Source organism: Orlajensenia flava (genome assembly GCF_004801905.1).
GTDB lineage: Bacteria > Actinomycetota > Actinomycetes > Actinomycetales > Microbacteriaceae > Orlajensenia > Orlajensenia flava.
The window spans coordinates 255521-267966 of record NZ_SSSN01000009.1 but is presented as its reverse complement, the minus strand read 5'-3'; the positions used below and the strand labels follow the sequence as shown (position 1 = coordinate 267966).

Here is a 12446-nt window from a genome sequence, read left to right as displayed (position 1 = left end):
CCTTACAGCTTGACAGGTACCTGTCAAAACTGTGACGATCTCGTATGCCTTCTCAACACCCCGATCCGTCAGTCCTCAGGTTGATCGTCTCTGTCAGCGTCTTGGAGCCGGCCATCCACTTCTACCGGGACGTGCTGGGCCTGGAGCTTCGCGATCGACGCGGCGAATTCGCGTGGCTCGTGACGCGAGACAACGTGGAGGTCATGTTGCATGAACGCTCGACAACCCCGAGCGATACCAGCGTGGCGGTCGGTTTCGCCGTCGACGACCTCAGTGCGATCGTCGAAGCGTGGAAGACGGAGGGCGGGATCGTCGTCGATGAACCCATGTGGCGACCCTGGGGTGAGACGATGGCCGTCATCCGCGATGTTGACGGCCACCTCGTGTGCCTCTCCACTCGATGAGCGAATCATTCAGAGGGGACGGAGACCCCGCATTCCTCCGGCAAGCGATCCGCGACCTCCGCAGAGTGCTTCCAAACTCCGAACTCGTCGAATTCGACGGCCTAGGGCACGACGCCCCGTGGAATGACGGCAAACCCGAGCGCGTCGCAACCGCACTCACGCGGTTCATGCTCGCCCACCCCTGAATGGCGCAGCACACCGCGATCATCGTGTGCGCAGCGCAGCGCAGCGCAACGCAGCGCAGCGCATCGTCAGCGATCGGCGGGCAGCACGCGCAGCTCGAACTCGACTCCATCGGGATCGCGAAGGAGCATGCCTGAGGAGATGCTGACGGCATCCGTGGCTCCGAGGGTTGAAAGGCGGTCGAGTTCTGCTCGGAGCTCGGCACGATCAACGGCGAGGATGAAGCGTTGGCGGGTGTTGTTTCGTGCCGGATCGACATCATCCCCGCTCCAGGCGAGCTTCGTTCCGCCGGACGGTGACTGGATGGCGGTCTCCTCTCCCTCCTCCCACACCATCGGCCAGCCGAGCGCGCGGCTCCAGAATCGGCCGACGGCGGCGGTGCCTTCGCACGTGACCTCACCGAGGGGTCCGCATCCCGAGAGGTAAGCGTTGCCGTCTTCGATCACGCAGAACTCATCAGCAACCGGATCGGCCATCACGGCAAAGCTGTTCGCCGGCACGTGACCGTTGCCCTGAAGCCAGCCACCGACCGCTTCGCAGGCGGCGATGGTGTCTTGCTGAGCGCGTCGCGCCTCGCTCAGATGCAGGTGGAGTCGATTCTTTCCATCGCCGTGGCCGTCGCCGTGGGTGAAGCGCAGTCCGATCTGTCCATCGCAGCCCGCTAGTTGCCATTCCCCGCCATGGTCGACCGGGGACCGTTCCAGAATCGCACCCCAGAACGCGGCGGCACGCTCCGGATTCGGAGATCGGAAAAGTACAGAATCGAACCCGACGACCATCCACCGAGCATACGCAGCAGTATCCTCGTCTCGCGTCCGGTGAGGGATCAGCAAGCGATCAGGCGGGGAATCCCGGTACCGGGAGCGCGGATGCCGTTTTCGCGCGCCAAGACATCTCATCGACGAGCACTTCCTGGGCTCCCTCCGCGATGGCCGACAGTGCGGCATTCGAGACGTCGCGTGGGCTGAGCTTCGCGCCGGGAAATGCGGCCATCATGTCGGTGTCGATGAATCCGGCATGGATTGCGGTCACCTGCACACCCTTCGGTCCCAGCTCGGCCCGCATGTTGTTCGTCAACGACAGCGCAGCAGCCTTCGAGACGGCGTACGCCAGGTTGCCCGGCCCGGCAAGCCACGACCCCGCCGAGAGCATATTCGCGATCACGCCGGCCCCGTTCGCGATGATCACCGGCGTGAAAGCCGCGCTCACAGCGAGCGTGCCGAGCAGATTCGTGCGCAGTACGGACTCGACGACATCGACAGCGTCGTCATCGAACAGTGAGGTGCGCCGATGGATACCGGAGTTGTTGATCACCATCGTCACGTCCGACAGTCGTTCTGCCAGTCCCGCGAGCTGTGTGTGGTCCGTCACATCGAGCCCGACCGCAGTGACTCCGGGAGTGCGGATCGCCTCGGGGTCGCGGGCTGCCGCGTACACCTTCATCGCTCCCCGTTCCACGAGCGCACTCGCGAACGCGGAGCCGAGCCCGCGATTAGCTCCCGTGACGAGCACGGTCATCTCCTCGAAGCGTTTCCTCACGCCTGCCTCCTCTGCCGAGTCCCAGACCAACGGTGACCGCACTCACTTACACGGCTCTGTCGTCGTACTTGCAACGACGCGGAACCGTTGCCAGTCAGCGAATCGGCTTGTGGATGGTGGACTCGGCCCAATTGCGCGACAGCCTGCGCGAACGCGGCATCGGGGTCGTCGACCGCCACGGCAGGCGGGCGCGGTCACGATTGGGATCGGGTCTCGACGAAGAGGGGGCGACGTGTAACGATGAAGTCGAGACTGAGGAGCAGCATGGGCAGGTACAACATCGCCACCGTGAAGGTCGGCACCTTGCTGGATGATTCAGATGCGGTTGCGATTCTCGAGCGCATCGCTCCTGGGGTGTCCTCCAACCCGATGATCAGCCTGGCCCGCGGGATGAGCCTCGACGCGGCACTCGGCGCTGCCGGTGGTCGAGTCGACGACGCAACAAAGCAGCGGCTGCGCGACGAGCTCAGCGCGCTGTAACAACTGTGGGCGGCAGATCGACACGCCCGCTGGTGGGGGTCCTTCAACCGCCGGATGGATTGTCCACCGGACGGTCTTCGTCGTCTGTCGTGTCGGGCGCGTCCGGGGCGCCACCGGAAGCAGTGTCGGCTGCTTCGTCCTCGTCCGGCGTTCCCTGAGTGTTTTGCTTTTCGCTGTCCATGGAGGCAGCCCACGCCCCCGCCGTGGTTTCCGCTACGGCTTGACAACAGGGCAGCCGTGCCGTGCATCGAACAAACATCGTCCTTGTCGCCCGGTTTGGGCTCCCATCCTCGTACCACGCGCGGTGGTGTGTTGTCATGCCCCTGCTCCAGACGGCAGTGAAGGCGCACTCTTTTCAGAGCGGCGATCACATGACCAGCACCACGCGAGCGGGTAGGAGTTGTTGTGTCCTCAGAGACGGCGAGTAAAAAGCAGGCGGATGCCCCGGCGCCCGATGACGAGCGCAAGCCCGATTCGCCCACCGAGGTGACGCGGCGCTCGTGGGGGTACGTCGCCAAGAAGACCTTCCGAGAGTTCATCTCCGACCAATGCCCTGACATTGCCGCGTCACTGGTCTATTACGCCGTGCTCTCTTTGTTTCCCGCACTGTTGGCCATCACCTCGCTGCTGGGCGTCTTCGGGCAGGGAAAGAGCGCCACGACGGCGCTGCTCGGCATCGTGAGGGATGTGGCTCCGGGCGGCACCGTGGAGATCATCCGTAAACCGCTCGAGCAGTTCGCCGCTTCACCGGCGGCGGGCTTCGCCTTGGTAACGGGAATCGTGCTGGCCATCTGGTCGGCGTCAGGGTACGTCGGCGCGTTCAGCCGTGCGATGAATCGCATCTACGAAATCGAAGAGGGTCGCCCGTTCTGGAAGCTGCGAACGACGCAACTCGTCGTGACGGTCATCGCCATTGTGCTCATCCTCCTCATCGCGATCCTGCTGGTGGTGTCGGGACCGGTCGCGGATGCCGTCGGCGATGCGCTCGGAGTGGGGGCGGCCCTGAAGGTCACGTGGTCGATCGTCAAGTGGCCGGTCCTCGCGTTCGCCGTCATCCTGATCCTCGCCGTTCTGTACTACGCGACCCCCAACGCCAAGCAGCCGAAATTCCGGTGGGTGAGCCTCGGCGCCATCCTCGCCCTCGTCGTGCTGCTGATCGCATCGGTCGGGTTCGGCTTCTACGTGAGCAACTTCTCCAACTACGACCGCACCTACGGTTCGTTCGCGGGAATCATCATCTTCCTGCTGTGGCTCTGGATCGCCAATCTCGCCCTGCTCTTCGGAGCAGAGCTCGACGCCGAACTCGAGCGGGGCCGACAGTTGCAGGCTGGTATCGCGGCCGAGGAGAACATCAAGCTGCCCCCGAGGGACACCGTCAAGAGCGACAAGAAGGACAAGCAGGAGCAGGCCGACGTCGAAGAGGGCAGGCGTATCCGGCTGAGCAACGGCGAGGACGATGGGTCCGAGGCTGACAAGAAGCGCGCAGAAGCAGCTGATTGACGGGGGTCGAGTGGGGACGGTCGCGGAAGCCTGCGTTATAGCAGTGGCTCGCACTGTCGCGGGGTCCAGCTTGGCAACCCCTGCGGCTCGTTGCTGTCAGTAGTGCAGGCTATAGCGGTGAAAGAGATCGCTTACGCTGGCCGAACCGTGTGCACGTCGGATGAGATCGGGTCGCTCGTGGTGCAGATCTCGGCCTTGCTTGCGAAAAGAAACATCGCCGAGGCGATCACCGTTCCTATTCGACTGGACGGAGCGGGCGAGAACCCAGTGGCGGAGATGGTGGTCGGTCTCGGCAACGACGTGCTGGCAACTCCGTGCGACGAAGAAGCCGACGACTCGCTGGACGCAGGCGAGCTCGCCGACACGCTCCGCACGCGACTCGCCGAACTTCAGGGCCGACGGCCCGGTCCGACGCCCACCGTCGAACATTTCAATGAACTCGACTGGATCTGACAGGAGAGGCGAGTTCTTCACCTCGCCGCCTCCTGGACGCGGGCGCGTTATCTACGGCCGGTGTCCGAGCGTGACGGCGTGGTGTACCAGCGGATGAGTTCCCGGAGCGCCCTGATCGTGGTCGAGTCCGGCTCCTCCTCGACGGTCAGGTCATCGAAGGTCGCTCGGTAGCCGGGAATGGCTGCACCATCCGAGGTCGATCCGGTGGTGTAGCCCATGGTCCACTCCGGGAACTGGCGCTCCTGGATGGGTTCTTCGATCAGGGTCCGAATGTCGCGATGCCGGCTGTCGGCGGTGATGTGGGACATGCGGTCCAGCACGCTCGACGCCGGTCCCTCGAGAACCTGTATGAAGCGTCCGCTCCGGTGCAGCAGCATCCCCGTCACGTCGGTCCGGGCGTTCGTCTCGCGGGAGACCGCCAACAGCCCCTCCAAGTCGGCCCCGCTCATCGCGTTCGTTGCGGTGCTGGAGTAGACGACCGAGAGCAGTCCGTCAGCAGAAGATCCCATCACCCCATTCTCCTCCCGATCCAAGCGCCCTCCGACGCAAGTGCCTCTGTGGTGCAGTTACCCAACGGGCCGGCGCGCCCGAGCTGATCCCGAGACCTTGCCAGCGCGCTCGGATGGGATCGCAGACTCCCGCGGCTCATCGTGGAGGGTGAGCCCGTTCGAACTGTACGAACTCTCGACGAGCTCGGCGATCCAAGCCGCGTTCAGCGTCGGCGCCCTCGACCCCTCGAACACGAACACCATCGGCACCTTCGGCGTGATCCACACCGACCGGCCCTGATACTCCGCGTCCCAATGGAAGAAGAATGACTCCTTCCGGCGCAGCTTCGCACTGAACACCACCTGCAGGTGCGCCAAAGTCCGGTCATCGAAACTGAACACGATCGACCGGCCGCCGTACTGCAAATACCCCACAGCCGCACCATAACCCCCACCACCGACACGGTCCCTGAGCCTCGAGACACTGACGGAGTCGAGCCCTGTTTGCAAGGGCGTCAGTGATCAGTTCGCGCTGTCGAGCGCTTCGAGTTGCCGCAATGCGTCGCGCGCTCGCTCCAGTCGCGTCTCCTCAGGCTCGTCCCACCAGTACGGCCCCCGCTCTCCCAGCCCTCTCTTCGCGAGGCCTACCCGAACCCGCGCTGACGCCGTCGCGCCGTCGTCGTTCTTGAGTTTCGCGCTCCTGACGCCGGACCTACCGCGTCCCAGGTGCGACTTCAGGGCGCGCACGAGGTCATCGGGTAGCGAAGGATCGGTACGGCGCCATCGTCGACCGCCTATCGTCAGCCACCGCTCGCTGTCGGCCGGCTCGGCCGGTGAGTCCTGTTCACGGTCCACCACATTCATACGGTAACGGCGCCCGCCCGCCCGAGTGAGTAAGACCCCGGGCCTAACACCGCCCAGGCTCCTCGCGAGTAGCCTCTTCGCATGACCCTCAGTGCGAAAGACGCGGCCAGGGACGTCGACTCGATCCGGCGCGACGTCCCCGCTCAAGACCAGTTCGGCGACGCGGCACGATCGCCTACCGTCGTATCTGGGGTTGGTGCCGCGTGAGCGTGCACCTCATCGGCGGCGGCGCGACCACGGTTGCGGATGCTCCGCTCCACGCGTCATTCGTCGCAGAGGCGACGCTGCGTGCGCGTCACGCCGGCCGCGCGCAGGCACGCGTTGCCGTGATCTCACTGCACCCCGAGGCTGAGGAGAAGGCGGCAGCGCTCGGCGAGCTCCTCACAGCGGCCGGATCGGGATCTGCGATCGAGGTGCACCTGACCGCGGGTCGATCCACCGAGCACGTCGGGCTCGGTGCGCTCGCCGACGTCGACGGCATCGCGGTGGGGGGCGGCATCGTCGAGGAGGTGCGCGCCGGGCTCGAGCCGGTGTTCGGGGAAATACGCCGGCTGGTTGCTGACGGAGTGCCGTACCTCGGGGTCTCGGCCGGCGCGATGATCGCGGCGAAGGGCTCGCTCGGAGGCGCGTCGCGCATCCGCGGTGTGGTCGTCTCCCCTGAGGACCCTGACGATCCAGGCGAAGAGCTGGAGATCGAGACCGGTATCGGCCTCGTCGACGTGGCCATCGAGGTGCATGTGGCACAGCGCGGCATGCTGTCCCGGCTGGTCGCCGCCGTCGAATGCGGGATGGTCGCCGGCGGACTCGGCATCGACGAGCGCACGAATCTGATCATCGGTGAAGGCGGGCTCCAGGTCGAGGGCAGCGGCAGCGTTTGGCGGGTGCAACGCACCGAGGGAGGCGTGCTGGTCTCCACGATCGGCGGCTGACGACGTCCGCGACCTCCCTGCGGTCGAGAAGCCGCACCCAAGTGGTCGAGAGCTCACGGGCTCGAGCGCCTCGAGGTGGTGGCTAAGCCTCTTCGTTTTCCGGGTTCATCGGCGGGGTCCAGGTCTTCTCGCGACCGATGGCGGTCGAGATCTTTCGGCTGGCGATCCCCAGCTGCGTGGCTTGATTGCGGGTGAGGACGTCGAAGACGAGGCTGTGCACCAGAGCGTTGTGACCAGGCGTCGAATCGGCGACCTTGTCATGGCCCTGGGCTGTGAGGACGCCCAGCGTGAACCGCCCGTCGCGTGGGTCGATCACACGCTCGACCCACCCTCTCGATTCCATTCGCGACACCGCGCGCGAGAGGCGGGACAGCGTGCAGCTCGCATAGTCGGCAATGGTGCTGAGGCGTAGTGTGCGATCGGGAGCGGCGTCGAGTGCGTAGAGGACTCCGTACTCGAAGTGGGTCAGACCGCTGTCGCGTTGCAGTTGAGAGTCGAGGGCTGCGGGAAGCCGCTCCAGCATCGTCGCAACGGATGACCATACGGTGAGGTCGTCAGCGCTCATCTCGGTGCGAGTGGGCGGTTCTGTCATGACCATGAGTCTAGGTCGTCTCTCGAGCGTTCTCTCTCGAGTTGACTTGTCTACGCAAGTCATGGATCCTTGGAATAACTTGCCTAAGCAAGTGAATCAACGGCTCGATCGTCACGGATGGAAGAAGTATGGACATGCGCCTGCAGGGTAAGACCGCTTTCGTGAGCGGGTCGAGTCAGGGAATCGGGTACGCGATCGCGTCGGCGCTCGCTGGCGAGGGCGTGGAGGTGACTGTCAACGGGCGATACCCGCACCGGGTGGACGCTGCCATTGATCGGCTCCGTAAGGATCACCCGGGTGCAAACCCGAGAGGTCTCGTGGCGGACTTCGCCAAGCCCGGCGAGGTGTCGGAGCTGCTGGATTCGCTCGGCGACATCGACATCCTGGTCAATAATGTCGGACTGTTCGGTCTCGCCGAGTTCGCGTCGCTCGCCGACGAGGAGTGGTCACGCTATTTCGACGTCAACGTCATGAGCGGGGTACGCCTTTCCCGGCACGTCCTCACCGGAATGTTGCAACGCAACTGGGGACGCATCGTCTTCATCAGCAGCGAATCGGGCGTGAACGTGCCGGCCGACATGGTGCATTACGGAGTGACGAAGGCCGCCATGATCGCTCTCAGCAACGGCATCGCGAAGCTGACCCGCGGCACATCCGTCACCGTCAATACGGTGCTCGGTGGTCCGACCTATTCCGACGGGGTGGCCGCGACGATCACGGCGGTCGCCGAGAACCAGTCGATGCCGGCCGAAGCGATGAAGGACATCATCATCGGGCAGAACCGCAGCTCCCTGCTCGAGCGGTTCATCGAACCCACCGAGATCGCGACCCTCGTCACCTACCTCGCCAGCCCGCTTGCCTCGGCCACCAACGGCGCGGCCGTGCGCGCGGATGGCGGGGTACTGACGACCACGCTGTAACGCGCGGGACGACGGTGTCCACCGCCCGCCCGGTACCCATGCGCATCAGGAGCTCAGCGCTGTTGCGTTCAGCGACGTCAGCCAGCAACGTCGTGTCGGCGTCGGCCCGTAGCGGGATCTCGAGCGAACGCATGAACCCCTCCAGTAGCTTCTATTCAGACTGTCACCCGTCAACCGACCGCGGGCGTACATTCACAGGGCCAGAGGGAGCCAGCGACGCGTGGAGTTCATCGGAGCGTTCATGGGTTGGTGTGTCGCCATCGGCGTGGTGCTGTCGGTGCCGCTGATGGTCCGGTGGTGGCGGGCTGAGATGCTGCGCGGAGACGATGAGCAGTACGAGGCGACGTCGGCGGCCGCCCGGTACGCCGGGCGGGTTCGGCGTAAAAGGGCGAAGCACCGCTCGGCGGACCCTGAATAGGGGCAGATCATCTTCCGGGCCGGTGTGGCGAGGATCTCAGCGATCCTGCAGGCGGCTCAGGCTCTCCGGGTCGACGAACAGCCGCACCTCACCGGTCTTCTCATCGACACTCGCCCGGAGGGGGACCCGCCGCTTATCGGAGACGTGCCTCCCTGAGGACAGCTCCACCAGGTAGACGCCTCCGGCAAACAGCGACAGTTCAGTAACGTCGTCTTCATCCATGAGCCCAGTATCCCGACTCGGTCTCGATATGCCCACTGACGTTCCCCACGACTGACTCACGTGGGCCGCTCAGTCGATGGCGGCCATTTCGATGACGATGCAGTGCTGAGGGAACAACACGGGCGCGGCGACGCCGACGGTGCGCAGCACCCGACCCGACAGTTCGACGCCCGACTGCGCCCACTCGAGCGCGGACTGGCCGGCGATGGGGTCGGATGCCGGTTCGACCGGGATACCCACGCGATAGACGATGTCGTCGTCGAGCCCGGGAAAGCGCAGCGGTGCTGGCGGGTAGGTGTCGCTCGACCGCACCTGGGTGAAGACGAAGACGGCTCGCGAAAGGTCCTCCGCTACCACGCCGCGCAGGTCGCCGGTGTCATCGTCGAGCTCGGCGTGCACCGCGGTCCCCGTGTGGAACATCGCGCGGTGGCGCTGGTGATAGCCGACCCACGCGGCCAAGGCGTCCAGTTCCGGCTCGCTGAACGTGCGCAGGTCGGACTCGATGCCGAAGTGGCCGAACAACGCGGTCGCGGAGCGAAGCGGAAGGGTCGATGTGCGCCCGGTGGAGTGCGAGACCGTGCCTCCGACGTGTGCCCCCATCAGCTCGTAGGGCACCACGACACCGGTGTACTTCTGGATGGGGAGGCGCTCGAGCGGGTCGATGCAGTCGCTCGTCCAGATGCGGTCGGTGTGCGCCAGGATGCCGAGGTCGACGCGTGCCCCTCCCGAGGCGCAGCTCTCGATTTCGAGGCCGGGATGCGCAGCCTTCAGATCGTCGAGCAGTCGATAGAGCGCCTCGACGTTGTCGTGCACGGCCGCTCGTCCGGTGATGGTGCTCCCGGCGTCGATCAGGTCACGGTTGTGATCCCACTTGAGGTAGTCGATCGAGTGATCCGCGAGGAGCGCGAGCATCCGTTCGCGGACGTAGGCGTATGCGCCCGCGTGCGAGAGGTCGAGCACCTGCTGCTGGCGCCCTTCAATCGGCATCCGGTCACCCGTCTGCAGGACCCACTCGGGGTGCGCCCGCGCGAGGTCGGAGTCGTCGTTGACCATCTCGGGCTCGACCCAGAGGCCGAATTGCATATCGAGGCCGTGCACGTGTTCGATGAGCGGATCGAGTCCATGCGGCCAGATCGCCTCATCGACGAACCAGTCGCCGAGCCCCGCTCGGTCGTCGCGTCGCCCGCGGAACCAGCCGTCGTCGAGCACGAATCGCTCGACGCCGACCCGGGCGCCGACGGATGCGAGGTCGCGCAGCCCGTCGAGGTCGTGGGCGAAGTACACGGCCTCCCAGGTGTTGAGCGTGACGGGCCGAGGCGAGCGCGGATGACTCGGTCGCGCGCGGACGTGGGCGTGCAGCCGAGCCGTGAACGCGTTGAGGCCGTCGCCCCACGAGGCGATGAGCGGGGGAGAGAGGTAGCTCTCGCCGGGCTTCAATCGCACCTCGCCCGGGGCGAGCAATTCGCCGCCCTGCAGGATCGCGGCACCGGTGACCTGACGCTCCACGAGCATTCGGTGGTTGCCGCTCCAGGCCAGGTGGGCTCCGTGCACCAGCCCACGCTCGAAGCCGAACCCGGGTGTCCCGACCGTGAGGAAGAGTGTGGAGTCGGCCCCGGGGCGACCCTTTCGGCTCTCGCGAACGTGCGAGCCCATGACGAACGGATGCCGCTGCGGCATGCGCTCCCGCAGGTGACGCCCGCTCGTGTCGAGGATCTCGCGGGCACTGGACGGCAGCGGCAGGGTGGCCGAGAGGCGCTCGAGTTCATAGTCGTCCTCGCCGGCGTTGCGCACTCGCAGGCGTTGCAACAGGGTGCCGGACCCGTCGAGCGAGAGCTCGGCGTTCAACTCGAGGCCCGCCGCCGGGTCGAGCCCGCTGACAACGACGGATGCGGCATCCGTTTCGACAGCGGTCGTCACGAAAGCAGGCGAGAAGTCCCGGCCCGCTCGTGAGCCGACGAGGCCGGGGGAACCCTGCCAGCCATACGCCTCGCTCGGGAGGATGCTCAGGCGGGCGGGATGGTCGAGTCCGCCGGAGACCCGTTGCACGAGGGAGGCCGAAACGAGGCCCGCGAGCTCGGAATCGGACAGGTCGCCGAGGTCTGCGCCCCAATGGACGAACGCAGGCATCCCGGCGGCCGAGAGGTCGAGGACGAGGCTGGTTCCGCCGTTGCGAAGGTGGAGCACTTGCGCGCCGTCCTGCATGGTGTTTTCTCTCCGCACGCACCGACACTAGCGGGACGTCGGGCGATGAGCGGGGCATCGAGGACGATCGGATGCCGGACCCCGGGAATGCGTGGTCGGGCCGCGCGGTTGTCTGAAACATGCTCATCGACGACATCCCGATCCAGACCATGGACGGAACCGAGACCACGCTCGCCCCTTACCGCGACAAGGTGGTGCTCATCGTCAACGTGGCATCACGGTGCGGCCTTGCTCCGCAGTACGAGACGCTCGAGCAGTTGCAGCGCACCTACGGAGACCGCGGCTTCACGGTGCTGGGCTTTCCGAGCAACCAGTTCCTTCAGGAGCTCTCGAGCAATGAGGCGATCTCCGAGTACTGCTCGACGACGTGGGGCGTCACGTTCCCCATCTTCGATCGCGTCCGCGTGAACGGTCGCAAGGAGCACCCGCTCTACACGGAGCTGAAGAAGGCCCAGGACGCCGGCGGCAAGGCCGGCAAGGTGATGTGGAACTTCGAGAAGTTCCTCGTGCTTCCGGATGGCGAGATCAAGCGATTCCGGCCGAGGACTGTCCCGGACGCTCCCGAGATCATCGAGGCCATCGAGGCCAACCTCCCCGCCTGAGGCGCCTTCCTCAGACCTCGACGAGCGGCCCGCTTTGCTCGGTGAGTGCGAGGAGCAGGGCTTTGTAACTGTCGAGTTGGGCCGAGGTGGACGGCGCCTCGAACAGTGCCGCCAGCGCTAGGCCGTCCGCCGTCCGCGAGATGAGAAGCACCCGTTGCGGGTCGAGTCCGTCATCGGCGAGCGCGGCGTCCCAGCGCGCGGCATCCGCCTGACAGCGCTCGGCCACGCCCGGAATCGTGCCGAGGGCAGCCCACAGGATGGCGTGGTCGCGCGCGTAGCCGAACTCCACCAGGTCGTCGAAGGTCGCCTTGACGTAGGCGCGCATCAGGCTGCCGGGCGCGGTGTCAGCCGGATCGGTGTTGCGACGGACCGCGTCCACGAACGACTCGTTGAGATCGTCCGCGAGCTCCTCGAACAACGATTCCTTGCTCTTGAAGTGGTGCAGCAGGCCGCCCTTCGAGACGCCGGCCTCCCGTGCCAGCACCTCGAGGCTCACCGACGTGCCTTGGTGGACGACCAATCGGGCGGCCGCGTCGAGCAGTGCACGCCGCGTGCGGTCGGGGTTGCGTTGCAGCCGGGTCGGTTCCATCAGCCCCAGCCTACCGTCCATCCGGATTGCTAACCAACCGTCCGGACGGTACATTAGAGGA

18 protein-coding genes and 1 pseudogene are annotated in these 12446 nt (G+C 65.8%); 8 read left to right on the top strand and 11 right to left on the bottom strand.

Translation table 11 applies throughout. The features are described from left to right. The first annotated feature begins 44 nt into the window (after window positions 1-44). Window positions 45-404, top strand: a complete 360-nt coding sequence (locus tag E6C70_RS12995) for a VOC family protein (protein WP_136424956.1) — start codon at window positions 45-47, stop codon at window positions 402-404. A 251-nt stretch (window positions 405-655) separates the two neighbouring features. On the opposite strand, the gene E6C70_RS17115 is transcribed toward E6C70_RS12995, so the two are convergent. The 3 genes and pseudogenes from E6C70_RS17115 to E6C70_RS12985 form a co-directional block, all read right to left on the bottom strand. Beyond that, a complete protein-coding gene (locus E6C70_RS17115) occupies window positions 656-1063 on the bottom strand; it encodes a VOC family protein (RefSeq protein ID WP_235833452.1) in 408 nt (135 codons plus the stop codon). A gap of 24 nt (window positions 1064-1087) precedes the next feature. Beyond that, window positions 1088-1366 (bottom strand): annotated as a pseudogene (locus E6C70_RS17330) (VOC family protein); the annotation flags it as partial. A 58-nt stretch (window positions 1367-1424) separates the two neighbouring features. Beyond that, window positions 1425-2126, bottom strand: a complete 702-nt coding sequence (locus E6C70_RS12985) for an SDR family NAD(P)-dependent oxidoreductase (protein ID WP_207670132.1) — start codon at window positions 2124-2126, stop codon at window positions 1425-1427. A 288-nt stretch (window positions 2127-2414) separates the two neighbouring features. Between E6C70_RS12985 and E6C70_RS12980 the strand changes: the two genes are divergently transcribed. After that, window positions 2415-2606 carry a hypothetical protein gene (locus E6C70_RS12980; RefSeq protein WP_207670131.1) on the top strand — a complete coding sequence of 64 codons (192 nt, stop codon included), beginning with the start codon at window positions 2415-2417 and terminating at the stop codon, window positions 2604-2606. Between the two features lie 43 nt (window positions 2607-2649). Here the strand turns inward: E6C70_RS12980 and E6C70_RS16750 are convergent, their stop codons facing one another. Beyond that, window positions 2650-2787 (bottom strand): hypothetical protein, encoded by a 138-nt coding sequence (locus tag E6C70_RS16750; RefSeq protein ID WP_168770953.1) that lies wholly within the window; start codon window positions 2785-2787, stop codon window positions 2650-2652. A 224-nt stretch (window positions 2788-3011) separates the two neighbouring features. Between E6C70_RS16750 and E6C70_RS12975 the strand changes: the two genes are divergently transcribed. Next, window positions 3012-4106 (top strand): YihY/virulence factor BrkB family protein, encoded by a 1095-nt coding sequence (locus E6C70_RS12975; protein ID WP_136424953.1) that lies wholly within the window; start codon window positions 3012-3014, stop codon window positions 4104-4106. A gap of 117 nt (window positions 4107-4223) precedes the next feature. Then, the gene (locus E6C70_RS12970) at window positions 4224-4559 is read left to right on the top strand and encodes a hypothetical protein (RefSeq protein WP_136424952.1); all 336 of its coding nucleotides are present in this window, start codon (window positions 4224-4226) and stop codon (window positions 4557-4559) included. Between the two features lie 47 nt (window positions 4560-4606). Here E6C70_RS12970 and E6C70_RS12965 read toward each other — a convergent pair whose 3' ends face one another. The 3 genes from E6C70_RS12965 to E6C70_RS17105 form a co-directional block, all read right to left on the bottom strand. Beyond that, a complete protein-coding gene (locus E6C70_RS12965) occupies window positions 4607-5068 on the bottom strand; it encodes a BLUF domain-containing protein (protein WP_235833449.1) in 462 nt (153 codons plus the stop codon). Between the two features lie 57 nt (window positions 5069-5125). Continuing rightward, entirely contained in the window at window positions 5126-5449 is a 324-nt protein-coding gene (locus tag E6C70_RS17345) for a DUF7882 family protein (protein WP_491044376.1), read from the bottom strand. A gap of 120 nt (window positions 5450-5569) precedes the next feature. Beyond that, on the bottom strand, window positions 5570-5911 hold the full coding sequence (locus E6C70_RS17105; protein WP_136424950.1) for a biopolymer transporter Tol: 342 nt from the start codon (window positions 5909-5911) through the stop codon (window positions 5570-5572). A gap of 203 nt (window positions 5912-6114) precedes the next feature. On the opposite strand from E6C70_RS17105, the gene E6C70_RS12950 reads away from it, so the two are divergent. Next, complete coding sequence (locus E6C70_RS12950; RefSeq protein WP_136424949.1) at window positions 6115-6840, top strand: Type 1 glutamine amidotransferase-like domain-containing protein; 726 nt, start codon at window positions 6115-6117, stop codon at window positions 6838-6840. Window positions 6841-6922: 82 nt separating this feature from the next. On the opposite strand, the gene E6C70_RS12945 is transcribed toward E6C70_RS12950, so the two are convergent. Beyond that, a complete protein-coding gene (locus E6C70_RS12945) occupies window positions 6923-7432 on the bottom strand; it encodes a MarR family winged helix-turn-helix transcriptional regulator (RefSeq protein WP_136424948.1) in 510 nt (169 codons plus the stop codon). 134 nt (window positions 7433-7566) lie between these two features. Here E6C70_RS12945 and E6C70_RS12940 point away from each other — a divergent pair, with 134 nt between their 5' ends. Together E6C70_RS12940 and E6C70_RS16745 are read left to right on the top strand one after the other, a co-directional pair. Then, a complete protein-coding gene (locus E6C70_RS12940) occupies window positions 7567-8352 on the top strand; it encodes an SDR family NAD(P)-dependent oxidoreductase (protein WP_235833448.1) in 786 nt (261 codons plus the stop codon). 241 nt (window positions 8353-8593) lie between these two features. After that, window positions 8594-8770 carry a hypothetical protein gene (locus E6C70_RS16745; protein WP_168770952.1) on the top strand — a complete coding sequence of 59 codons (177 nt, stop codon included), beginning with the start codon at window positions 8594-8596 and terminating at the stop codon, window positions 8768-8770. A gap of 36 nt (window positions 8771-8806) precedes the next feature. On the opposite strand, the gene E6C70_RS12935 is transcribed toward E6C70_RS16745, so the two are convergent. Then, window positions 8807-8992 carry a hypothetical protein gene (locus E6C70_RS12935; RefSeq protein ID WP_136424946.1) on the bottom strand — a complete coding sequence of 62 codons (186 nt, stop codon included), beginning with the start codon at window positions 8990-8992 and terminating at the stop codon, window positions 8807-8809. Window positions 8993-9061: 69 nt separating this feature from the next. Next, entirely contained in the window at window positions 9062-11212 is a 2151-nt protein-coding gene (locus E6C70_RS12930; RefSeq protein ID WP_328590854.1) for an alpha-galactosidase, read from the bottom strand. A gap of 101 nt (window positions 11213-11313) precedes the next feature. On the opposite strand from E6C70_RS12930, the gene E6C70_RS12925 reads away from it, so the two are divergent. Next, complete coding sequence (locus E6C70_RS12925; protein ID WP_136424945.1) at window positions 11314-11796, top strand: glutathione peroxidase; 483 nt, start codon at window positions 11314-11316, stop codon at window positions 11794-11796. Window positions 11797-11806: 10 nt separating this feature from the next. On the opposite strand, the gene E6C70_RS12920 is transcribed toward E6C70_RS12925, so the two are convergent. Then, entirely contained in the window at window positions 11807-12385 is a 579-nt protein-coding gene (locus E6C70_RS12920) for a TetR/AcrR family transcriptional regulator (RefSeq protein ID WP_168770951.1), read from the bottom strand. Window positions 12386-12446 lie beyond the last annotated feature (61 nt).